Below are 21,707 nucleotides of genomic sequence, written 5' to 3' on the forward strand. Positions count from 1 at the left end.
GACCCGCGAAACACGAAGGAGCAAGCGATGACCGAACGCCTGGAGGGCAGGGTCGCGGTGGTCACCGGCGCCGGCAGCGGCATCGGCGCCGCCACCGCCCGCCGGTTCGCCGCCGAGGGCGCCACCGTGGTGGTCGTCGACATCGACGACACAGCCGGTGCCGCCGTCGCCGAGCAGGTCGACGGCGCCTACCGGCACGTGGACGTCACCGACGAGCCGGCGGTACGCGACCTGTTCGGCTCGGTGGTCCGCGAGTACGGCCGGCTCGACGTGGCGTTCAACAACGCCGGGATCTCGCCCCCGGAGGACGACTCGATCCTCACCACCGACCTGGACGCCTGGGAGCGGGTGCAGCGGGTCAACCTCACCTCGGTCTACCTGTGCAGCAAGTACGCGATCGAGCAGATGCGTCCGGCCGGCCGTGGCTCGGTGATCAACACCGCCTCGTTCGTCGCGGTGCTGGGCGCGGCGACCTCGCAGATCTCGTACACGGCGAGCAAGGGCGGCGTGCTCGCGCTCACCCGTGAGCTGGGCGTGCAGTTCGCCCGGGAGGGCATCCGGGTCAACGCGCTGTGCCCGGGGCCGGTCAACACGCCGCTGCTGACCGAGCTGTTCGCCGCCGACCCGGAGCGGGCCCAGCGCCGGCTGGTGCACGTACCGATGGGGCGGTTCGCCGAGCCCGAGGAGATCGCCGCCGCGGTGGCGTTCCTCGCCTCCGACGACGCGTCCTTCGTCACCGCCTCCACGTTCCTCGTGGACGGCGGCATCTCCGCCGCCTACGTCACCCCGATCTGACCGCGACGGTACGTCGTGCCTGGTACCGGCGCCGGGAAGGGCGGGAAGGGCGCGCCCTCGGCCCGGGCCGTCCCAGCCGGCTGGTATCAAGACGGGATGGGCAACGAGTCGAGCACCGCTCCCGCCGGCGCCGGCGACGGGGCGGGCCGGCCGGCCGCCGAGGCGGTGCTGCGGCGGCTGGCGGGGCCGGACGCGGTGCTGCGGGACGACCAGTGGCGCGCGATCGAGGCGCTCGTCTCGCCGGCCGCCGACGGCACCGGCCGGCGGGTGCTGCTGGTGCAGCGCACCGGGTTCGGCAAGTCCGCGGTGTACTTCGTGGCGACCTCGCTGCTGCGGGCCGCCGGCGCCGGGCCGACCGTGATCGTCTCGCCGCTGCTCGCGCTGATGCGCAACCAGATCGAGGCAGCTGCCGGCGCCGGCATTCGGGCCGCCACGATCAACTCCGCCAACGTCACGCAGTGGCAGGCGATCGAGGCGGACATCGCGGCCGGCACGGTCGACGTGCTGCTGGTCAGCCCGGAACGGCTCAACAATCCGGACTTTCGCGACCGGATACTGCCGGAGCTGGCCGCCACCACCGGCCTGCTGGTGGTCGACGAGGCGCACTGCGTCTCGGACTGGGGGCACGACTTCCGGCCCGACTACCGCCGCATCGCCACGTTCCTCGCCGGGCTCGAACCGCACGTACCGGTGCTCGCCACGACCGCCACCGCGAACGCCCGGGTCACCGCCGACGTGGCCGAACAGCTCGGCGACGTCCCGAGCGGGCCGTCGGGGCAGCCGTCGGCGCCCGGGATCTCGAACCGGACCCTGGTGCTGCGCGGCCCGCTGGATCGCGACAGCCTGCGGCTCGGGGTGCTGTCACTGCCGAGCCCGGCGCACCGGCTGGCCTGGCTCGCCGATCACCTGGCCGAGCTGCCCGGCTCCGGCATCATCTACACGCTGACCGTCGCCGCCGCCGACGAGGTCGCGGACTTCCTGCGCGCCCGCGGGCACACCGTCGCCGCCTACTCCGGGCGTACCGACCCGGCCGAGCGGGCCGCCGCGGAGCAGGACCTGCTCGCCAACCGGGTGAAGGCGCTGGTGGCGACCTCGGCGCTGGGCATGGGCTTCGACAAGCCGGACCTGGGCTTCGTGGTGCACCTGGGCGCCCCGGCCTCCCCGATCGCGTACTACCAGCAGGTGGGGCGGGCCGGCCGGGCGGTCGAGCACGCCGAGGTGCTGCTGCTGCCCGGGCCCGAGGACGAGGCGATCTGGCGGTACTTCGGCTCGCTCGCGTTCCCGCCGGAAGACCAGGTACGGGCCACCCTCGCCGCGCTGTCGACCGAGGTTCCGACCTCGACCCCGGTGCTGGAGTCGCGGGTGGAACTGCGCCGCAGCCGGCTGGAGCTGATGCTCAAGGTGCTCGACGTGGACGGGCCGTGCGCCGGGTCCGGGGCGGCTGGCTGGCCACCGGCGCCGGCTGGCGCTACGACACGGCCCGGTACGCCCGGATCGCCGCCGCCCGCGCCGCCGAGCAGCAGGCGATGCGGGACTATCTGGGTACCGGCGGCTGCCGGCTGCGGTTCCTGCGCGACACGCTCGACGACCCGTACGCCACCGACTGCGGGCGCTGCGACACCTGCCGCGGCCGGTGGTACGACCCGGGCGTGTCCACCGCGGCGCTGGACGCGGCGCAGCAGCACCTCGGCCGTCCCGGCGTACCGGTGGAGCCGCGGAAGCTGTGGCCGACCGGTGGCGCTGCGCTGGGCATCGAGCACACCGGCAAGATCGACCCGGCCGAGCTGGCCGCGCCGGGCCGGGCGCTCGGCCGGCTGTCCGACATCGGTTGGGGGACCAGGCTGCGCGCGCTGCTGCGCCCCGACGCCGCGGACGCCGAGATCGACGACGAGGTGTTCGCCGGTGTGATCCGGGTGCTCGCGGACTGGCCGTGGCAGCGCCGCCCGGCCGCGGTCGTCGCGGTGCCGTCCCGGACCCGCCCGCGGCTGGTCGGCTCGCTGGCGCGGCGGCTGGCGCGGGTGGGTCGGCTGCACTTCCTGGGCGAGCTGTCCCGGGTCGGCGGCGCCGCGCCGGGGGCCGGGGCCGGTGGCAACGCGGTGCATCGGCTCGCCGCGGTGCACGACGCGTTCAGCGTCGGCGACGAGCTCGCGGCCGGCCTGGCGCAGCTCGCCGAGGACGAGCCGGTGCTGCTGGTCGACGACCTGACCGACACCGGTTGGACGCTGACCGTGGCGGCCCGCGAGTTGCGGATGGCCGGCGCCGCTCAGGTGTTGCCGTTCACCCTCGCCGTCCAGGCGTGAGATTGCCCGCGGCCGGATGTCCGGTGCCGGTCGCGGCCCGCAGCACGATGTCCGGCCGCACGGCGGGCCGGGCCAACCGGGGCACAGCGCCCGTGTAGACCCGGTCGACCACCGCGGACACCTGCTCGTCCCGGACCCCGGGTAGCGCCCGCAGGTAGCCGGCGGTGCGGTCCGGCTCCCAGCCGTACGCCTCCCGCAGGCCCCGTGCCACCAGCGCCAGGTAGTGCGGCGCGGGTGACCGCCACGGCGTCTGGTGCGCCTGCCACGGTGCGGTGAAGGTCAGGACCGGGATGCCGTCGATGTCCGGCCCGGTGCGCAGCAGCGTCTCGTACCGGCCGGGGCCGAGTTGGGCGCGCCCGGTGCCGAGCACCTCGGCGAGATCCAGGTCCAGCCCCGGGGTACGGGCCATCTCCTGCGCGGCGATGTCGCTGAACTGCTGGATGGTGATCAGGTGCGCGTGCACCGCGGCGGCGCCGGGCAGCTGCGGGTCGTACAACGCGAGGCCGCCGCCCCAGGCCCGGCTGTGCCCGGCGAAGTACACGCCGCCGGGGATGCGCAGTGCCCGGCTGCGCGCCGGCGCCCGGCCGTCCCGGGCACCCGGGTACCGGCGCGAGTTGCCCGGCGGGCGGCCGCCGGCCAGGTAGTAGCGCAGCCGCCGGCTGGACATGTTCGACCCGTACGCCGCGTACCAGATCAGGGCGTGTCGCTGCACTCGCTGCGGTCGGCGGGCCGCGGGAGCGGCGGTGTGGCGCGCTCGGCCCGCCCGGTTCACGCCCTCCTGGGACGAATCGGGGTGCGGCCCGCTGACGCGCGGTCGATCTGCACGGTGCCGGGGGTGTGGGGCATGGCTCATGGCGCTTCCGACCCTACCTCGCGGCGCGATCGCCGTCCCCCGATCGGTGACAGGGCCGGCGCCGGCGCCCGTGCCGGCACGGGCGCCGGACCCGCCACCCGTGGCGGATAGTCTCGGGGCATGGCTGACCGTGCTCCACTGACCCCCGGCACCCTGTCGCCGCAGCGCGCCGTGCCGGGCACCATCGCGCGCCCCGAGTACGTCGGGAAGCCGGCGCCGACGCCGTTCACCGGCTCGGAGGTGAAGACACCCGAACTGATCGAGAAGATCCGGGTGGCCAGCCGGGTTGCGGCCGGCGCGCTCGCCGAGGGTGGCCGTGCGGTCAAGCCCGGCGTGACCACCGACGAGATCGACCGGGTGGTGCACGAGTTCCTCTGCGACCACGGCGCGTACCCGTCGACGCTGGGCTACCGCGGCTTCCCGAAATCGTGCTGCACCTCGTTGAACGAGGTGATCTGTCACGGCATCCCCGACTCGACGGTCGTGGCGGACGGCGACATCGTCAACATCGACGTCACCGCCTTCCTGAACGGCGTGCACGGCGACACGAACGCGACGTTCCTCGCCGGCGACGTGTCGGAGGAGGCGCGGCTGCTGGTGGAGCGCACCCACGAGGCGACCATGCGCGGGATCCGCGCGGTCCGCCCGGGCCGGGCGCTGAACGTCGTCGGCCGCGTCATCGAGTCGTACGCGAAGCGGTTCGGCTACGGCGTGGTCCGCGACTTCACCGGGCACGGCATCGGCGAGGCGTTCCACTCCGGGCTGTACGTGCCGCACTACGATCGGCCCGACCTCGACGTGGTGATCGAGACCGGTATGACCTTCACCGTCGAGCCGATGATCACCCTCGGCACCCACCTGCACGATGCGTGGGACGACGGCTGGACGGTGGTCACCAAGGACCGCCGGTGGACCGCCCAGTTCGAGCACACCCTGGTGGTGACCGACGACGGCGCCGAGATCCTGACGGTGCCGTGAGCGAGCGAGTCGTCGGCGCGGCGCGCTGGTGCCCGGTGGCCGGTTTCGGCGAAGCGGCAGCGCCCGGCAGCGGGCGCCGTCGGGTCGTGCCGGCGGTGCGTCGATGAGCAGCCCGGAGCGCGCCGCCGCACCGGCCGCGCTGGTACCCGACCACCACGCCGACGTGTCCGGCGGCTGGCTGCGCGCCGCCGTGTTCGGCGCGATGGACGGCCTGGTCACGAACATCTCGCTGATCGCCGGGGTGGGCGGTGGCGGGGTCTCCCGGCACACCATCGTGCTGACCGGCGTCGCCGGCCTGATCGCCGGCGCGATCTCGATGGGGCTCGGCGAGTACACCTCGGTGCGCACCCAGAACGAGCAGGTCGCGCACGAGATCGCCAAGGAACGCCGGGAGCTCGAACGCCATCCGGACGAGGAGGCGGCGGAACTCGCTGCCGCCTGGATCCGGCGTGGTCTGCCGCCGGAGCTGGCGCACCAGGTCGCGGCGACGGTCGGGCGCAACCTGGACGAGGCGGTACGGGTGCATGCGCAGGAGGAGATGGGTGTCGACCCGACGGAGGTGCCGAACCCGTGGCTCGCGGCGGTCTCGTCGTTCGTGTGCTTCTCGATCGGCGCGATGTTCCCGCTGATCACGTTCCTGCTCGGGTTCTCGCAGCTGTGGCTGGGCCTCGCCGTCGGCGGGGTGGGGCTGTTCACCGCGGGCGCCCTGTTCGCCCGGTTCACCGCCCGCAACTGGCTGGTCAACGGGTTGCGCCAGCTGGTGCTGGGCGCGCTTGCCGCGGCAGCGACCTACCTGGTCGGCACCCTCATCGGTGTCACGGCGTCCTGAGCCGGGGCGGCCCCGGGCGCACCCGTGCCGCCGGGTCCGGACGGCTCAGGACGTGACGAAGCCGTCGTGCTCGTCGGCGAGCTCGCGCAGCGCGGCCACCGTGTCGGCGGCGGGCGCCCCGCCCGGTCCGGTCACCAGCTCCACCACCCAGTCGACGTCCTCCGCGTCGTCCTCGCCGGTGAGCATGTCGCGGTGCACCAGGGCCGGGGCGTACCCGGCGCGGTGCAACTGGGCGGCGATGCGTTCGGCGTCGTCGCGGTCGGGCAGCACGAGCAGCACGCTGTCGGTCACCGCGCGATCCTAGCGATCGTGGCGGTCACCGCCTGGCCCGGCGCGGCGGGCCGAGTACCGCGAAGGGGTCGGTCACCCGCAGGGTGGGTTCGGCGAACCGGTACAGCGCCGCCGGTCGACCGCCGGTGCGGCCGGGCGGTGCCGCGGCCCCGGTCGGGGTCAGGACTCCGCGGCGGGTCAGTACCCGCTGCATGTTGGTCGCCGACACCCGGTAGCCCAGTGCGGCGGCGTAGATCTCCCGCAGCTGGGAGATCGTGAACTCCGGTGGCGCGAGCGCGAACCCGAGGTTGGTGTACGACAGCTTCGCCCGCAGCCGGCCTCGGGCCCGGTCCGCGATCGCGGCGTGGTCGAACGCCAGCGGCGGCAGCGCGTCCGCCGGCTGCCAGGCGGTGTCGGCGGGCAGTGCCGGGTCCCGGTCGGTCGGTACCAGCCCGAGGAACGCGGTGGCGAGCACCCGGCGGCCGGGCATCCGCGCCGGGTCGGAGAGGACCGCGATCTGTTCCAGGTGCGCCAGCCGGGCGACGTCGACCTTCTGCGCGAGGTGGCGGCGGATCGAGGTGTCCACGTCCTCGTCCGGGCCGAGCCGACCGCCGGGCAGCGACCAGCGGCCGGACTCCGGGTCGCGGGCGCGCTGCCAGAGCAGCACCCGAAGTGATCCGGCTCGCACCGACAGCACGGCGGCGAGCACTTCGTGTTCCGCTGCGGACGTGTCGCTGGTAGCGTGGTGAGCCATAGTTTTAGACTATAAGGCGAAAACCAGCGGGACGGCCGTGACCGCCGCGCGAGGGGGAGGACCGATGGTGGACACCGACTGGGCCGACGAGGTGCGCGCGCTGGCCCGCGAGCGCGACGCGGTGATCCTCGCGCACAACTACCAGCTGCCGGAGATCCAGGACATCGCCGACCACACCGGCGACTCGCTCGCGCTGAGCCGCCTCGCCGCGGCGAGCGAGGCGAGCACGATCGTGTTCTGCGGCGTGCACTTCATGGCCGAAACCGCGAAGATCCTCGCCCCGGACAAGACCGTGCTGATCCCGGACGCCGCCGCCGGCTGCTCGCTCGCCGACTCGATCACGGCCGACCAACTGCGCGCCTGGAAGGCGGAACACCCCGGCGCGGTCGTCGTCTCGTACGTGAACACCACCGCCGAGGTGAAGGCGGAGACCGACATCTGCTGCACCTCGTCCAACGCGGTCGACGTGGTCGCCTCGATCCCGGCCGACACCGAGGTGCTGTTCTGCCCCGACCAGTTCCTCGGCGCGCACGTCAAGCGGCTCACCGGCCGGGACAACATGCACATCTGGGCCGGCGAGTGCCACGTGCACGCCGGCATCAACGGTGCCCAGCTCGCCGAGCGGGTGGCCGCGGTGCCCGGCGCCGAGCTGTACATCCATCCCGAGTGCGGCTGCGCCACCTCCGCGCTCTACCTCGCCGGCGAGGGGGTCGTACCGGCGGAGAAGGTGAAGGTGCTGTCCACCGGTGACATGGCCACCGCGGCCCGGCACACCAGCGCCACCGCGGTGCTGGTCGCCACCGAGGTCGGCATGCTGCACCAGCTGCGGCGGGCCGCCCCCGGCGTCGACTTCCAGGCGGTCAACGACCGTGCCTCCTGCAAGTACATGAAGATGATCACGCCGGAGAAGCTGCTGCGGTCGCTGCGCGAGGGCACCGACGAGGTCGACGTACCGGCCGCGACCGCCCGTGCCGCCCGTGCCGCGGTCACCCGCATGATCGAGATCGGCCACCCCGGCGCCGGCGAGTAGCCGCCGCCGAACCCCCGGCGCTGGCGGGTCGCTGTCGCCGAACCCCGGCACTGGCGGGCAGCCGCCGCCGAACCACCCCGGCGCTGGCGGGTAACGGCCGCCGAACCCGCCTGGCGCCGGGCCCCGTTCAGCCGAGCAGGTCGTCGATGCCGCCATCGACCGGGCGACCGGCGGCATCGAGCTCCTCGGCCTGGGCGTCCAACCGGTCTGCGACCGCGGTCAGGCTCGCCTCGGCCAGGCCCACCCGGCGCACCCCGTCGACGCTGTCCCGGAAGTAGGTGCGCTGCAGCAGCCCCTGCACCACCGCCGTCGCGATCCGGGCCTCGGCGAGCACCAGCACCGCGGCGTCGGTGTCGTACCACTCGGCGAGCCGGGCGGCGACCCCGTGCCGGGCCTTGGCCTCGCACCACGCCTCCCGGGCCAGGGTGGCGAACTCGCCGCCGCCCGCGTCGGCCAGCCGGGCCAGGTGCGCGTTGGCCAGCTGCCGGAACCAGCCCTGCGGGTCGTGGATCGGCACCGTGGCCAGGTACCGGTCGGCGACCAGCGGCCACGAGGTCGACAGCGTCCGGGCATGCTGCAGGTACTCGGACGCGGCGATCACGCCGAGATCCACCAGCACCCCGTCGATGCGCCGCCGTGCCGGCCGCGGCCCGTCGCCCGACCGGTACGTGACGACGACCAGTTCCACCTCGCTGTGGCCGGTGTCCTCGTCGTGCGCGAGCGCGCCCTGCACGCCGGCCGCGAGTACCTGCGCCGGGTGCCGCGCCCGTACCGCGTCGGCCACCGCCTCCGCGACCTGCCAGCGCGGCGAGGTACCCAGCTGATCCGTGCTCATCGGGCCATTCTGGCCCGCGGTGGCCCGCGATGGGCCCGCTGCGCCCGACTCGGCGAACCGTCGTATCCGCGCGGTACGGTTCCCGGCGGCGAAGGGAGCGCGATGGTCGTCGACGCGGTGTTGTTCGATTGGGGTGGCACCCTGACCCCGTGGTGCCCGCCCGACGAGCAGAGCTGGCTGCGTGTCGCCCGCCGGCTGGTGCCGGCGGACGCCGAGCGGGCCGCGGGGGCGCTCGCGGCGGCGGAGTTCGCGGTGTGGCAGCGGGCCCGGCTGCAGCAGCGGTCCGGCACCATGACCGAGATCTTCACCGCCGCCGGCATCGATCCCACCCCGGCCGCCTACGAGGTGTTCGCCGCCGAGGTGGAGCACGCCACCCACACCGACCCGGAGGCGGCGGCGCTGCTGACCGAGCTGCGGGCGCGCGGGGTGCGCATCGGCGTGCTGTCCAACACCACCTGGACCCGCGCGCACCACGAGCGCATCTTCGCCCGGGACGGGCTGCTGGGGTTGATCGACGGCGCGGTCTACACCAGCGAGATCGAGGTGACCAAGCCACATCCGGCGGCGTTCCGGTCCGCGATGGCGGCGGTGGGGGTCAGCGATCCGGCTCGCTGCGTGTTCGTCGGTGACCGCACCTTCGACGACATCCACGGTGCCGGCAGCGTCGGCATGCGCACGGTGCTCGTCCCGCACAGCGCCATCCCGGCGACCCAGCGCGGGCACACCGACGGTGTGCCGGATGCCGTGGTCCAGCGGCTGTCCGAGCTGCTCGGCGTCGTGGAGACGTGGCGTGAGTGCTGAGCGGCGCACCGGGCGCGGCCCGCGGGTGGCCGACCCGGCGCCGCGTCGTGGCGGCCGGAACGCGGCGTCAGCGGCGGGCACCCGGCGTCAGCGGCGGCCGGGAGCGGGGCGTCGCGGCCGGCAGGGAGTGCGGCGTCACGGGCGGCCGGGAAACGGCACCGTCGTCGGAGCCATCCCGGCGGTGCGGCGCCAGCGGGTGGCCCACACCGCGCAGTCGGAGACCGCGTCGACGGCCTGCTTGCGCTGCGCCGCGGACAGCGCAGGCAGCCCGGCGCCCCAGGCCTTCGCGGTGCGCTCCTCCAGCGTGACCGCGAGCCGCAGCGCGCTGGCCCGGTCGGTGACGGGCTGCGGTAGCGCATAACCCGGCGCGGCGGCCACCGGCGTCACGTGCTGCTTGGTCAGCGCCAGGGTCAACGCGTCCCGCCGGTCCCGGTGTGCCTGCTCGGCGTTGCGTGCGGCGGTCTGCTCGGTGCCGGTCAGCCTCGGTCCGAGCACGTCGTAGCCGTACACCGCGGCGTGTTCGGCCGCGAGCGCCTGCTGGAGTCGGTGCTGCGCGGGGGTCATCGCAGTGCCTCCACGTGGCTCGCCCGGCAGGCCGCGATCGAGGCGAAGACCGTGGCGTACCGGTCGGGCGCAGTCAGGCAGGACTGCCGGGCGTGTTGCTCGGCCTGCTTCTCCTGCCCGGTCAGCGATCCGAGAGCGGCGTCGGCCGTGGCGGGCACCGCGCTGGCCGAGGGGGAGGCGGACGCCGAGCCGCTCGCGCTCGGTGCGGCGCTGCCGAGTTCGTGGTCGAGTTCCTGGACGTGCCGCCGGTGGTCCTCGCGGAGTGGCTTGAGCCGATCGGTCAGGTCCGGGTGGCGACGCAGCGTGGCGTCGTAGGCAGCGAGCAGCGCGAGGCTGTCCGCCCGTACCGGCAGGATCGGGCTCGGTGGCTGTGCCTTCGGGCTGTCCCGGCAGCCGGTGAGACCGGCGGTCAGCGTCACCGCCGCGGCGAGGCCGCCGGCCAGCACGCCTCGACGCGGCACGTTCGACGAAGCCATTCCCCATCCTCGGACGGCGCGCCGGTCGGCTCCGGCGAGCCGACCGGGCGGACACGGTCACGGTGTCCCACGACCCTACGCGATGCGGCCAGCGCCGCCCGGACCGTGGTCGCAACCACCCGTTGGGGCCGGAACCGGGTGGGTGGCCGTTCTTTCTCGCTACGGCGGGTTACGCTTCTCGTCGAGCCGCGTTGGATGTTCTGACGCGGCCTGAAGCGGATCTGGGGATGGTCACGCCGGCAGCGTCCGCCGCCGTCGTCGAGGGGAGGTGCGGCATGAGTTCTCGCCCGCAACGCGCCGGCCGTGCGGCAGCGGCGCGCGGCGCCGGGGCACGGCGCGAGCCGGCCGCCCGGGCGCCCCGCGGTGGCGGCCTCGGCGCGCACGCCGAACGGCTGCGGTCGCTGGTCGAGCCGGTCGTCGAGTCGGCCGGGTACGACCTGGAGGGGCTGGACGTGTCCCGGGCCGGCCGGCGCAGCGTGCTGCGGGTGGTGGTGGACTCCGACGACGGGGTCGACCTCGACGCCGTGGCGGAGTTGTCCCGGGCGATCTCCGGGGCGTTGGACGGCGCGGAGTCCGACGGCGCGTTCGGCGCCGAGGCATACACGCTGGAGGTCACCTCGCCCGGGGTGGACCGGCCGCTGCGGGAGCCGCGGCACTGGCGGCGCAACGTGGGTCGGTTGGTCTCGGTGCCGGTGGCCGAGCAGACGGTGGTGGGGCGGATCACCGCGGCGGACATACCGGTCGAGGCCGGTGAATTGGGGGTCGAGATGGACGTGGCTGGTGCGCCACGCCGGATCCGGTACGCCGAACTGGGTCCGGGCAGGGTGCAGATCGAGTTCGACCGGCCCGCCGGGGCCGGATCGGACGGCGCCGCGGCGGATGGTGCCGAGGCAGGCGTCACCGAGCCGGAGGAGGAGGCATGAACATCGACCTGGCCGCCCTCCGCGCGCTGGAGCGCGAGCGCGACATTCCGTACGAGACGATCCTGAACACCATCGAGACCGCGCTGCTCACCGCGTACCGGCACACCGACGGCGCGCACCCGCACGCCCGCGTCGAGATCGATCGGCGCACCGGCATCGCCGGGGTGTACGCGCAGGAGGTCGACGACGAGGGCACGGTGCTGCGGGAGTGGGACGACACCCCCGCCGACTTCGGCCGGATCGCCGCGATGACCGCGAAGCAGGTCATCCTGCAGCGGCTGCGGGAGGTGACCGACGAGGTCACCTACGGTGAGTACGTCGGCAAGGAAGGCGACATCGTCACCGGTGTGATCCAGGCGCACGAGGCCCGCGCGGAGAAGGGCATCGTGGTCGTCGACCTGGGCAAGATCGAGGCGCTGCTGCCGCCGGCCGAGCAGGTTCCCGGCGAGTCGTACGAGCACGGCCAGCGCATCAAGTGCGTGATCGTGCACGTGGCCAAGGGGCTGCGCGGCCCGCAGATCACCCTGTCCCGGTCGCACCCGAACCTGGTCAAGCGGCTGTTCGGGCTGGAGGTACCGGAGATCAACGACGGCACCGTCGAGATCACCGCGATCGCCCGCGAGGCCGGTCACCGGACCAAGATCGCGGTGCGCTCCGGCGTGCCCGGGGTGAACCCGAAGGGCGCCTGTATCGGCCCGATGGGCGCCCGGGTCCGGTCGGTGATGAGCGAGCTGGACGGCGAGAAGATCGACATCATCGACTGGTCCGAGGACCCGGCCGAGTTCGTCGGTAACGCGTTGTCGCCGGCGAAGGCGCTGCGGGTCCAGGTGGTCGACGCTGCCGCCCGCGCCGCCCGGGTCGTGGTGCCCGACTACCAGCTGTCGCTGGCCATCGGTCGGGAGGGGCAGAACGCCCGGCTCGCCGCGCGGCTGACCGGTTGGCGCATCGACATCCGGTCCGACGCCGAACCGGCTGGTAGCGCACCGCCCGAGGTGGCGGGTGGAGCGGTCGGCGCCGCCGATACCGCTCGCTGAACCTGATATCGGGCACGCCCCGGTGCATCCCGGTCGAGCAGGATCGGCCAGATGCACCGGGTTCTGCCTGCCCGGCGGCCGAGGAGTAAGCTTGATCGCGGTACGTCGCGCGTCTCCGGTCCGCACGTGTGTGGGCTGCCGGCGTCGTGCGCCAGCCACCGTTCTGCTGCGTGTCGTGGCGGTTGCGGATCCGGCCGGTCTCCGGTTGGTTCCCGATCCGCTGCGCAGACTGCCGGGTCGGGGTGCCCATGTGCATCGTGATTCGGCCTGCGTTGCGCTGGCCCGGAAGCGTCGGGCCTTCGCTCGCGCGTTGCGGATCAGCTCCGCGTCGGGTGTCGACGACACGTTGGTCACGGAGCACGTGCGTGAGCACGCGGCAAACGGAACAGCCGACGGCATGGATCGTCCCGATCCGGCCCGAACGAACTAGGTAGGTCGACCGACATGAGCGCACGATGAAGTCACTGTGATGAACAGGCTTCGGGTGTTGCACGAGTGAGGTCGAGCGGGTCTGCCCGCCCGGCCTCGAGATGAGGAGTGCAGTGGCAGGCAAGGCCCGCGTACATGAGCTCGCCAAAGAGTTCGGTACCGACAGCAAGAGCGTGCTCGCAAAGCTGAAAGACATGGGCGAGTTCGTGAAGTCCGCGTCCAGCACGGTGGAAGCACCGGTTGCGCGGCGGCTCCGCGACGTCCTGGCGGCGGAGCAGCAGAAGGCGGCCGGCGGCGAACAGCCGGCGAAGCCGGCGGCGAAGAAGGCCGCCCCGGCGAAGAAGGCGGCGGCCACGCCCGAGAAGGCGCCGGAGGCGCCGGTGGCCGAGAAGCCGGTGGCGAAGCCCGCCGCGACGCCCAAGCCGGGTCCGCGGCCCGGTCCGCGCCCGCGTCCGGGCGCGCCGAGCAAGCCGGCGAGCGCGCACGACATCGAGGTGGCGGCCGCCGAGGCTCGCGCCGCCCAGTTGAAGAAGGACCAGGAGGCTGCGGTCCGCGCCGCGCAGGAGGCGGCTCGGCAGCGTGCCGCGTCCGGCCCCGAGGAGCAGCCACCGGCCGCCGGCGGCGCCGGTGCGCCGGCCCGCCCGGGTCCGCGCCCGGGTCCGCGTCCCGGTCCGCAGGCGACCCCAGGTCCACGCCCGGCCCAGCGGCCCGGTCAGCGGCCCGGCGGTCGTCCCGCGCCGCGTCCGGGCAACAACCCGTTCGGAATCGGCCAGGGCGGCGGTTCGGCGCGTCCGGCCGCGGGTGCTGGTGGCCCGCGCCCCGGCGGCGACCAGCGTCCGCCGCGGCCGAGCCCGGCCTCGATGCCGCCCCGGCCCAGCCCGTCCCAGATGCCGTCGCAGCGGCCGGCCCGGCCCGGTGGGCCCGGCGGTCGTGGTGCCGGTGGCGGCCGTCCCGGTGGCGGCGGTGGCCGTCCCGGTGGTGGCGGTGGCTTCCGCGGTGGCGGCGGCGGTGCCGGTGGTGGCGGTGGCTTCCGCGGTGGCGGCGGCGGTGCCGGTGGTGGCGGTGGCTACCGCGGTGGCGGCGCACCGGCCGGCGGTGGCTTCCGTGGCGGTGGCCGCCCCGGTGGTGGCGGTCGCGGTCGGGGTGGCACCAGCGGTGCGTTCGGCCGGCCGGGTGGCCGTCCGAGTCGTGGTCGCAAGTCGAAGAAGCAGCGCAGGCAGGAGTTCGACAACCTGTCGGCACCGACGATGAGTTCGGGTGCGCCGCGCGGCCAGGGCCAGACGGTCCGGCTGCCGCGGGGTGCCTCGCTGTCCGACTTCGCCGACAAGATCGACGCGAACCCGGGTTCGCTCGTCCAGGAGATGTTCAACCTGGGTGAGATGGTGACCGCGACCCAGTCGTGCACCGACGACACCCTGCTGCTGCTCGGCGAGCACCTCGGGTACGACGTGCAGATCGTCAGCCCGGAGGACGAGGACCGTGAGCTGCTCGCGCAGTTCCACATCGATCTGGACGCCGACGTGGACGCCGCACGACTGGTGTCGCGCCCGCCGGTGGTGACCGTGATGGGTCACGTCGACCACGGCAAGACCAAGCTGCTGGACGCCATCCGGTCCACGCACGTGGTCGAGGGCGAGGCCGGCGGCATCACCCAGCACATCGGTGCCTACCAGGTCGAGGTCGAGCACGAGGGTCAAGAGCGCAAGGTGACCTTCATCGACACCCCGGGCCACGAGGCGTTCACCGCCATGCGTGCCCGCGGTGCCCAGGTCACCGACATCGTGATCCTGGTGGTCGCGGCCGACGACGGCGTGATGCCGCAGACGATCGAGGCGTTGAACCACGCGAAGGCGGCCGAGGTGCCGATCGTGGTGGCGGTCAACAAGATCGACGTCGAGGGCGCCAACCCGGCGAAGGTCCGCCAGCAGCTGACCGAGTACGGCCTGGTCGCCGAGGAGTACGGCGGCGACACCATGTTCGTCGACATCTCCGCGAAGTCGCGGATCAACATCGACGGCGTGCTGGAGGCGGTGCTGCTGACCGCGGACGCCTCGCTGGAGCTGACCGCTCCGGTGGACGGCTCGGCGCACGGCGTCGCGATCGAGGGTCACCTCGACAAGGGCCGCGGCCCGGTCGCCACCGTGCTGGTCCAGCAGGGCACCCTGCGGGTCGGTGACTCGATCGTCGCCGGCACCGGCCACGGCCGGGTCCGGGCGATGCTCGACGAGTACAGCCGGCCGGTCGAGGAGGCCGGGCCGTCACGCCCGGTGCTGGTGCTCGGCCTGACCGCGGTGCCGGGTGCCGGGGACACGTTCCTGGTGGCCGAGGACGACCGCACCGCCCGGCAGATCGCCGAGCAGCGGGAGGCCCGCAAGCGTGCCGCCGCGAACGCGTACTCGCGTGGCCGCGCGACGCTGGAGACCCTGATGGAGCAGGTGAAGGAGGGCCAGAAGGCCACCCTCGCCCTCATCCTCAAGGGCGACGTGTCCGGCTCGGTCGAGGCGTTGGAAGACGCCCTGGTCAAGCTGGACATCCCGGAAGAGGTGCAGCTGCGCATCATCCACCGGGGCGTCGGTGCGATCACCGAGAACGACGTCAACCTGGCGTCCGCGACGAGCGACTCGACGGCGACGATCATCGGGTTCAACGTCCGGGCCGAGGGCAAGGTGCGCGACCTGGCCGAGCGCGAGGGCGTGGAGATCCGCTACTACACGGTGATCTACCAGGCCATCGAGGAGATCGAGTCGGCCCTCAAGGGCATGCTCAAGCCGGAGTACGAGGAGGTCGAGCTCGGTTCGGCGGAGATCCGCGCGGTCTTCAAGTCGAGCCGGATCGGCAACATCGCCGGCTGCATGGTCCGCTCCGGTGTGGTGCGGCGCAACGCCAAGGCGCGCCTGCTGCGCGACGGCGCCGTGGTCGCGGAGAACCTGTCGATCGCTTCGCTGAAGCGGGAGAAGGACGACGCGACCGAGGTCCGCGAGGGCTTCGAGTGCGGTCTGACGCTCGGTGGCTACAACGACATCAAGGTCGGTGACGTCATCGAGAACTTCGAGATGCGCGAGAAGCCGCGCGCCTGACGCGCGACGTGTGACGGTGCTGGCCGGACCCCGCCCGGGGCCCGGCCAGCAGCACGTCCGGGCCCGGGCATCCCGGCGCCGGCCAGCGTCGAGCGGTGGCTCACCGAACCTCGGCGGGCCGGCGAGGTTCGGTGGGCGCCTCGCTCAGGAGGCCAGTTCGAGCACCGCGAAGGCCAGCAGGAAACTCGCCACCAGGACCACGCCGGCGACGATCGGCGCGGTGCCGCTGCCTCCCGGCAGCACGCCGGTGGCGATCGTGCGCCGGCCGCGCCGGTAGCGCACCGCACCGAAGACCAGCCCGGCGATCGCCACGGCGGTCAGGATGGCGCCGGCGCCGACGCCGCCGCGGCCGCCGAACCGGGCGGCGGCGAGCCCCAGCGCGAGCACCGCGAGGGCGGAGCGCAGCCACGACAGGTAGGTGCGTTCGTTGGCCAGGTGGTCCCGCCAGGCCGCGCTGCGGTCCAGGGTGGGCCGGTCGGCGTCGGGCGCTGGCTCGTCGGACACGGCCTCATGCTGCCACCGTTGGGCGGCCGCCGGGGCCGTCTCCGCGCAGCGCTGGCAGAATCGTCGGTGACCGCACCGACAGCGAGGAGCACCGCACCGTCATGGCCGAGTACGCGATCCTGCTGTTGCCGTCGCTGAACCGGGTGTACTCGCAGACCGCGGTGACGCTGACCCGGCGGGAGCTGGCGGTGTTCGACGCCGCGGTGCTCGGTGGCAAGCTCACCGACGTCGCCGAGACCGAGATCGCCGGCGTGCCGTACGTGACGTTCAGCGCCGACGCGCTGACCGACACCGACCTGGCGTTCCTTGCGAACCTGTCGTCGCGGTACGCGATGTTCGAACGGGTCGGTGAGCTGCTGCGGCCGGTCACGGCCACCCCGCTGGACCTGTTCGGGTCGGACCTGCTGACCATCCTCAAGTACCCGGGGAAGACGAACGAGCAGTTCACCAAGCTGCTGTTGAACGTCACGGCGCTGTCCACCGACCGGCCGGGCGACCTGCTCAGCCGCAAGCTCAGGGTGCTCGACCCGTTGTGCGGTCGCGGCACCACGCTCAACCAGGCGCTGATGTACGGGCTGTCGGTCGCCGGTGTCGACATCGACGGCAAGGACATCGACGCGTATGCGGCGTTCCTCAAGACCTGGCTGCGCACCGCGCGGATCAAGCACAAGGCGCAGTGGGCGCCGATCCGGCGCAACCGGGCGGTGCTCGCGCGGCGGTTCGACGTCGAGCTGGCGCCGACCAAGGAGCAGTACCGGGCCGGCGAGACGATCGACCTGACCGCGATCATCGGCGACACGGTCCACATCGGACAGTTCTTCCGGCATCGGTCGTTCGACGTGCTCGTCGCGGACGCGCCGTACGGAGTGGCGCACGGCAGCCACGGCCGCAGCGTGTCGCGCAGCCCGGTCGAGCTGATCGCCGCGTCGGCGCCGAGCTGGGCGCAGCTGCTGCGGCCGGGTGGCGCGTTCGGGCTGTCGTTCAACACCCATGTGTCGCGCCGGGCGCAGCTCGCCGAGATCCTCACCGACGCCGGGCTCACCGTCCTGGACGGCCCGGCGTACCAGGGGTTCGAGCATCGCGTCGACCAGGCGATCGTGCGCGACCTGCTGGTCGCCCGCCGGGACTGACCGGGGCCCGGCGGCCGACGCGCTACTCCGGCGGCCGGCACCGCTACGCCCGGCATCGCCGCGCTACTCCGGCGGCCGGCACCGCTGCGCCATTCCGGCGCCCGGCACCGCCGCAGCACGCGGTTCGGCTGGCCCGCTACCGTGAGCACGTGTATACCGGTACCGCGCTGTTCGACGTCCTGCTGCCCGAAGACAGCAACTCCCTCAAGGCGAAGCGGTCGTACGTGCGTCCCGTCGTGGCCGCGCTGCGCAAGCTCGACGTGGCCGTCGCCGAGGTCGGCGACCAGGAGCTGCACCGGCGCAGCCAGGTCGGCGTCGCCGCGGTCTCCGGCGACAGCGGGCACCTGACCGAGGTGCTCGATGCCTGCGAGCGGCTCGTCGCCGGTCGCCCGGAACTCGAGCTGCTCTCGGTGCGCCGCCGCCGTTACGGCGCGGACGACTGAGCCGGGCCCGACGCCTGGCGATGGCCCCGAGGGCCGGCGGCCGGGCCGGGCAGCGCGGCGGTCAGGCGGGCGCCTCGGCGTCGACCGGGGTACCGGTCGGCTGCTCCTCCGGCTCGTCGGGGAGCCGGCGCAGCCGGCGGACCGGGCTGGGCAGCACGAACAGCACGCCGGCCAGCGCGCCCACGGTGGCGATCCACAGCGCCGGGCGCAGCCCGAGAGCAGCCCCGAGCACGCCGCCGAGCAACGACCCGATCGGCCGGACCCCGTAGTTGACGGACTGGAACGCGCCGGACACCCGGGCCCGCAGCCGGACCGGCACGATCGCGGCGGTGATCGAACCGAACGCGATGTCGAGCATCATCACGCCCAGGCCGGCCCCGAACTCGCTGCCGAACACCAGCAGCAGCGCGGCCGGGCCGGGCCGGGTCGCGAGCGGTACCAGGATCAGCGGGGCGGGGAACAGCACCATCCCGACCAGCGCCGCCGGGCCGATCCCGATCAGCCGGCCGAGCCGCGGTGTCAGGAACGCGCCGAGCAGGCTGCCGATCGCGCCGGCGCCGAGCACCAGCCCGAGCGTGCCGGGGGAGATGCCCAACCGGGTGGTGGCGTACAGCGTGAACAGCGCGGCGAAGGCGAAGTTGAACAGGTTCATCACCGCGGTACCCGCGAGTGTCGCGCGGATGGTCGCCGAGCGGCGCAGGTAGCTCAGCCCGCCGACCAGCCCGGCCAGGCCGGCGCGTTCGACGGGCGGTTCGGGTGCCCGGATGCCGCGCAGCAGCGCGGCCGAGGCCAGGAACGAGACGGCGTCGGCGAGCAGCGCGAACGGCGCACCGACGGCCTGCACGAGCAGCCCGCCCAGGCTCGGCCCGGCCAGGTACGACGCGGCCCGGCTGCCGTGGATCAGCGAGTTCGCCGCGACGAACCGCTCGCGCGGCACGACCGCGACGAACATGCTGGCGTCCGCGACGTCGAACAGCACCGACAGGGTGCCGGTGCCGAACGCCACCAGGTACAGCTGGGTCAGGCTCAGCGCGCCGGACACGGCGGCGACCGGCACCGTGGCGAGCAGTGCCGCGCGCAGCAGGTCGGCGAGGACCATGGTGCGGCGGCGCCGCCCGTACCGGTCGCTCGCTGCGCCGGCCAGCAGCGAGAACAGCAGGGCTGGCAGGGTGCCCGCGGCGGTCAGCAAGCCCATCTGGGCCGGGCCGGCGTGCAGCACGAGCACCGCGGCGAGCGGCAGCGCGAGGGTGCGGATCTGGTCGCCGAGCAGCGAGACGGTGTGGCTGCCCCACAGCCGGCGAAAGTCCGGTGCGTGCAGCATCCGCAGCGTGCCGGCGCGCGTCATGATCGGCGGTCGATCGGCAGGGCGACGTCGAGGTACATCACCCGGCGGGCGCCGGCCGGCCGCAGCGACTCGTCGTCGGTTCGCGGCAGGTACGGCGCGAACAGGGCGGCGGTCCGCTCGGCCAGCTCGGCCATCTCGTCGGCGGTCAGGTAGACGTCCTGGTCGCCGAACGGGGCCTGGCGCCACTCGGAGGGCTCCGACTCGCGCCGGCCGATCCAGTCCAGCATGGCCGCCAGGTAGCGCTCCGCGATCACCGCCGACAGCGCATCGGTTGCCGCGCGGACCTCCATGCTGGCCGGCCGGCTCGGCCAGCTCGTCGCGCGGGCGGTCGCCTGCCAGGGCCGCTGTCGCCCGGTGCCGCCGGCGGCCTCCTCGACCAGCCCGTACTTGGCGAGCTGGCGCAGGTGGAACGAGCAGCTGGCGGACGACTCGTCGAGCAGCTGGCCGGCGCGGGTGGCGGTGAGCGGCCCTTCCCGGCGCAGCAGCCCGAGCAGCGCGAGGCGCAGCGGGTGGGCGAGCGCGCGCAGCGCGCGGGGATCGGTGAGTTCCACGACGGGCTTAGACATGCATGCCACCATAGCTTTCGAAAGCTAGCTTTGGAAAGGTAGCTTGGCATCGTGAACCGGGCCCGGGGCGGCGCGGTCGTCCGGCCGTATCCCCAGTACTGTCGAAGGGTTCGAAACGAGCGCAGGAGGAATCATGTCGGACCCCGCCCGGGTGCGCCGGTACGCCGAACGGATCAAGGAGCTGGTCGCGTCCGCGTTGCGCAAGCAGGTCAAGGACCCGCGGCTGGGCATGGTGACGATCACCGACGTCCGGCTCACCAACGACCTGCACGACGCCACGCTGTTCTACACGGTGCTCGGCGATCCGACCGAGCAGGCGGCCACCACCGCCGCCCTGACCAGCGCGAACGGTCTGCTGCGCAGCATCGTCGGGAAGCGGCTCGGGCTGCGGTTCGCGCCGACGCTGACCTTCGTGATCGACGAGGTGCCCGAGCAGGCCGACCACATCGAGCAGCTGCTCGCCGCGGCCCGCGCCGCCGACGCCGAGGTGCAGCGCCAGGCGGTCGACGCGCAGTACGCCGGGGACGCCCAGCCGTACAAGGTCGATGAGGGCGACGACGAGGATGAAACGGACGAGACGGACGGGGACGTCGAGGACGACGAGCGTCAGGAGGCCGCCACCGGCGGGCCGGACCGTGATCTGTCGCACGCCCGGCCCGGCGGACCCGCGTGACGGCGTCCGGCCCGATCGCGGAGGCCGACTGGGCGGCTACACTGGACCGGCTCCGGTCCGCCGGCTCGATCCTGCTCACCTGCCACCTGAACCCGGACGGCGACGCGCTGGGCAGCATGCTCGGCGCCGCCCTCGGACTCGCCCAGCTCGGCCTGCCGGTGCAGGCGAGCTTCCCGAGCCCGTACGAGCTGACCGGGGTGCTGGCCGAACTGCCCGGGCGTGAGCTGCTGGTACCGCCGGGCGAGGCGCCGACCGCGCCGGAGCTGTTGGTGTCGTTCGACGCGAGCAGCGTCGATCGGCTCGGCGACCTGGCCGACCGACTCGACGGCGCGGCGCACAGCCTGGTGTTCGACCACCACGCCTCGAACCCGGGCTTCGGTGAGCTGAACCTGGTGGACCCGGCCGCCGCCGCCACCGCGGTGCTGGTGGACGAGCTGCTGCGGCGGCTCGGTGTCCGGCTGACCGCGTCGATCGCGGAATGCCTCTACGTCGCGCTGTCCACCGACACCGGCTCGTTCAAGTTCGCCGCCACCACCCAGGCGGTGCACGAGCTGGCCGGCCGGCTGGTCGCCACCGGCATCCCGCACGCCGAGCTGAGCCGCAAGCTCTACGACACGCGTCCGTTCGGCGCACTGCGGCTGCTGGCCGACGTGCTGGGCCGGGCCACGCTCGACCGGGCCGCCGCCTCCGGTGCCGGCCTGGTGGCCAGCCACGCCACCCTCGACGATCTGGCCCGGCACGGCCAGCCACCGCAGGTGCTGGAGACGCTGATCGGTGACCTGCGCACGGCGGCGGAGGCGGAGGTGGCCTGCCTGGCGAAGCAGGCCGCGGCCGACGAGTGGGTGGTCTCGCTGCGCAGCAAGGGCGCGGTCGACGTCGGCCGGGCGGCGACGGCGCTCGGCGGCGGCGGCCACCGGTTCGCGGCCGGGTTCACCGGTCACGGGAGCGTCGACGAGGTGCTCGCCTCGGTCACCGCCGAACTCGCGGGCTGTCGGCTCGATCGCTGACCGGCAGTCGGTCCGGGCGGTGAGCAATCGGCGGTTTCGCCCGTTGTGAGCGACGGATCCGGGCAACGGGCTGTCCCGCGGCTGGCCGGCA

Annotated in this window: 22 protein-coding genes and 1 pseudogene; 14 read left to right on the forward strand and 9 right to left on the reverse strand. The window is 73.9% G+C overall.

The window, feature by feature from the left end:
• The first annotated feature begins 27 nt into the window (after positions 1-27).
• Together Athai_RS11585 and Athai_RS11590 are read left to right on the forward strand one after the other, a co-directional pair.
• Complete coding sequence (locus Athai_RS11585) at positions 28-795, forward strand: 3-oxoacyl-ACP reductase (protein WP_203961509.1); 768 nt, start codon at positions 28-30, stop codon at positions 793-795.
• Between the two features lie 96 nt (positions 796-891).
• Positions 892-3,095, forward strand: a pseudogene (locus Athai_RS11590) (DEAD/DEAH box helicase).
• On the opposite strand, the gene Athai_RS11595 reads toward Athai_RS11590, so the two are convergent.
• Positions 3,073-3,807, reverse strand: coding sequence for a histone deacetylase (locus Athai_RS11595; protein WP_203961510.1), 735 nt, complete (start codon positions 3,805-3,807; stop codon positions 3,073-3,075). The pseudogene Athai_RS11590 and the gene Athai_RS11595 sit on opposite strands and share 23 nt — an antisense overlap.
• A 261-nt stretch (positions 3,808-4,068) precedes the next feature.
• Here Athai_RS11595 and map point away from each other — a divergent pair, with 261 nt between their 5' ends.
• The gene (gene map / locus Athai_RS11600; RefSeq protein WP_203961511.1) at positions 4,069-4,926 is read left to right on the forward strand and encodes a type I methionyl aminopeptidase; all 858 of its coding nucleotides are present in this window, start codon (positions 4,069-4,071) and stop codon (positions 4,924-4,926) included.
• A gap of 103 nt (positions 4,927-5,029) precedes the next feature.
• On the forward strand, positions 5,030-5,755 hold the full coding sequence (locus Athai_RS11605) for a VIT1/CCC1 transporter family protein (RefSeq protein ID WP_203961512.1): 726 nt from the start codon (positions 5,030-5,032) through the stop codon (positions 5,753-5,755).
• Between the two features lie 45 nt (positions 5,756-5,800).
• On the opposite strand, the gene Athai_RS11610 is transcribed toward Athai_RS11605, so the two are convergent.
• Both Athai_RS11610 and Athai_RS11615 read right to left on the reverse strand, forming a co-directional pair.
• A complete protein-coding gene (locus Athai_RS11610) occupies positions 5,801-6,046 on the reverse strand; it encodes a hypothetical protein (protein ID WP_203961513.1) in 246 nt (81 codons plus the stop codon).
• A gap of 25 nt (positions 6,047-6,071) precedes the next feature.
• The gene (locus tag Athai_RS11615; protein ID WP_203961514.1) at positions 6,072-6,779 is read right to left on the reverse strand and encodes an NUDIX hydrolase; all 708 of its coding nucleotides are present in this window, start codon (positions 6,777-6,779) and stop codon (positions 6,072-6,074) included.
• A 64-nt stretch (positions 6,780-6,843) separates the two neighbouring features.
• On the opposite strand from Athai_RS11615, the gene nadA reads away from it, so the two are divergent.
• Positions 6,844-7,809 carry a quinolinate synthase NadA gene (nadA, locus tag Athai_RS11620; protein ID WP_203961515.1) on the forward strand — a complete coding sequence of 322 codons (966 nt, stop codon included), beginning with the start codon at positions 6,844-6,846 and terminating at the stop codon, positions 7,807-7,809.
• Between the two features lie 127 nt (positions 7,810-7,936).
• On the opposite strand, the gene Athai_RS11625 is transcribed toward nadA, so the two are convergent.
• Positions 7,937-8,644, reverse strand: a complete 708-nt coding sequence (locus tag Athai_RS11625) for a nucleotidyltransferase domain-containing protein (protein WP_203961516.1) — start codon at positions 8,642-8,644, stop codon at positions 7,937-7,939.
• A 102-nt stretch (positions 8,645-8,746) separates the two neighbouring features.
• On the opposite strand from Athai_RS11625, the gene Athai_RS11630 reads away from it, so the two are divergent.
• Complete coding sequence (locus Athai_RS11630) at positions 8,747-9,445, forward strand: HAD family hydrolase (RefSeq protein WP_203961517.1); 699 nt, start codon at positions 8,747-8,749, stop codon at positions 9,443-9,445.
• 135 nt (positions 9,446-9,580) lie between these two features.
• On the opposite strand, the gene Athai_RS11635 is transcribed toward Athai_RS11630, so the two are convergent.
• Together Athai_RS11635 and Athai_RS11640 are read right to left on the reverse strand one after the other, a co-directional pair.
• Positions 9,581-10,009, reverse strand: coding sequence for a ferritin-like domain-containing protein (locus tag Athai_RS11635; protein ID WP_203961518.1), 429 nt, complete (start codon positions 10,007-10,009; stop codon positions 9,581-9,583).
• Positions 10,006-10,485 (reverse strand): hypothetical protein, encoded by a 480-nt coding sequence (locus Athai_RS11640; RefSeq protein ID WP_203961519.1) that lies wholly within the window; start codon positions 10,483-10,485, stop codon positions 10,006-10,008. The genes Athai_RS11635 and Athai_RS11640 overlap by 4 nt, the downstream gene beginning before the upstream one ends.
• A gap of 275 nt (positions 10,486-10,760) precedes the next feature.
• Between Athai_RS11640 and rimP the strand changes: the two genes are divergently transcribed.
• From rimP to infB, 4 genes are all read left to right on the forward strand, one after another.
• A complete protein-coding gene (gene rimP, locus Athai_RS11645) occupies positions 10,761-11,408 on the forward strand; it encodes a ribosome maturation factor RimP (protein ID WP_203961520.1) in 648 nt (215 codons plus the stop codon).
• Positions 11,405-12,442 (forward strand): transcription termination factor NusA, encoded by a 1,038-nt coding sequence (gene nusA / locus Athai_RS11650; RefSeq protein WP_203961521.1) that lies wholly within the window; start codon positions 11,405-11,407, stop codon positions 12,440-12,442. Before rimP ends, nusA begins: the two co-directional genes overlap by 4 nt.
• A 94-nt stretch (positions 12,443-12,536) precedes the next feature.
• Positions 12,537-12,872 carry a DUF448 domain-containing protein gene (locus Athai_RS11655; protein ID WP_203965544.1) on the forward strand — a complete coding sequence of 112 codons (336 nt, stop codon included), beginning with the start codon at positions 12,537-12,539 and terminating at the stop codon, positions 12,870-12,872.
• A 112-nt stretch (positions 12,873-12,984) separates the two neighbouring features.
• Positions 12,985-15,948, forward strand: a complete 2,964-nt coding sequence (gene infB, locus Athai_RS11660; protein ID WP_203961522.1) for a translation initiation factor IF-2 — start codon at positions 12,985-12,987, stop codon at positions 15,946-15,948.
• Between the two features lie 144 nt (positions 15,949-16,092).
• On the opposite strand, the gene Athai_RS11665 is transcribed toward infB, so the two are convergent.
• Positions 16,093-16,452, reverse strand: coding sequence for a DUF202 domain-containing protein (locus Athai_RS11665; RefSeq protein WP_203961523.1), 360 nt, complete (start codon positions 16,450-16,452; stop codon positions 16,093-16,095).
• 101 nt (positions 16,453-16,553) lie between these two features.
• On the opposite strand from Athai_RS11665, the gene Athai_RS11670 reads away from it, so the two are divergent.
• On the forward strand, positions 16,554-17,582 hold the full coding sequence (locus Athai_RS11670; protein WP_203961524.1) for a TRM11 family SAM-dependent methyltransferase: 1,029 nt from the start codon (positions 16,554-16,556) through the stop codon (positions 17,580-17,582).
• 149 nt (positions 17,583-17,731) lie between these two features.
• Positions 17,732-18,025, forward strand: a complete 294-nt coding sequence (locus Athai_RS11675; protein WP_203961525.1) for a DUF503 domain-containing protein — start codon at positions 17,732-17,734, stop codon at positions 18,023-18,025.
• Positions 18,026-18,086: 61 nt separating this feature from the next.
• Here Athai_RS11675 and Athai_RS11680 read toward each other — a convergent pair whose 3' ends face one another.
• Positions 18,087-19,370, reverse strand: a complete 1,284-nt coding sequence (locus Athai_RS11680) for an MFS transporter (protein ID WP_203961526.1) — start codon at positions 19,368-19,370, stop codon at positions 18,087-18,089.
• A complete protein-coding gene (locus Athai_RS11685; RefSeq protein ID WP_203961527.1) occupies positions 19,367-19,936 on the reverse strand; it encodes a winged helix-turn-helix domain-containing protein in 570 nt (189 codons plus the stop codon). Before Athai_RS11685 ends, Athai_RS11680 begins: the two co-directional genes overlap by 4 nt.
• Positions 19,937-20,069: 133 nt before the next feature.
• On the opposite strand from Athai_RS11685, the gene rbfA reads away from it, so the two are divergent.
• Both rbfA and Athai_RS11695 read left to right on the forward strand, forming a co-directional pair.
• Positions 20,070-20,609: a 30S ribosome-binding factor RbfA gene (gene rbfA, locus Athai_RS11690; RefSeq protein WP_203961528.1), complete on the forward strand. Its 540-nt coding sequence runs from the start codon at positions 20,070-20,072 to the stop codon at positions 20,607-20,609.
• Positions 20,606-21,616, forward strand: a complete 1,011-nt coding sequence (locus tag Athai_RS11695; RefSeq protein ID WP_203961529.1) for a DHH family phosphoesterase — start codon at positions 20,606-20,608, stop codon at positions 21,614-21,616. Before rbfA ends, Athai_RS11695 begins: the two co-directional genes overlap by 4 nt.
• Positions 21,617-21,707: the final 91 nt, after the last annotated feature.

The organism is Actinocatenispora thailandica (genome assembly GCF_016865425.1).
Taxonomy (GTDB): Bacteria; Actinomycetota; Actinomycetes; order Mycobacteriales; family Micromonosporaceae; genus Actinocatenispora; species Actinocatenispora thailandica.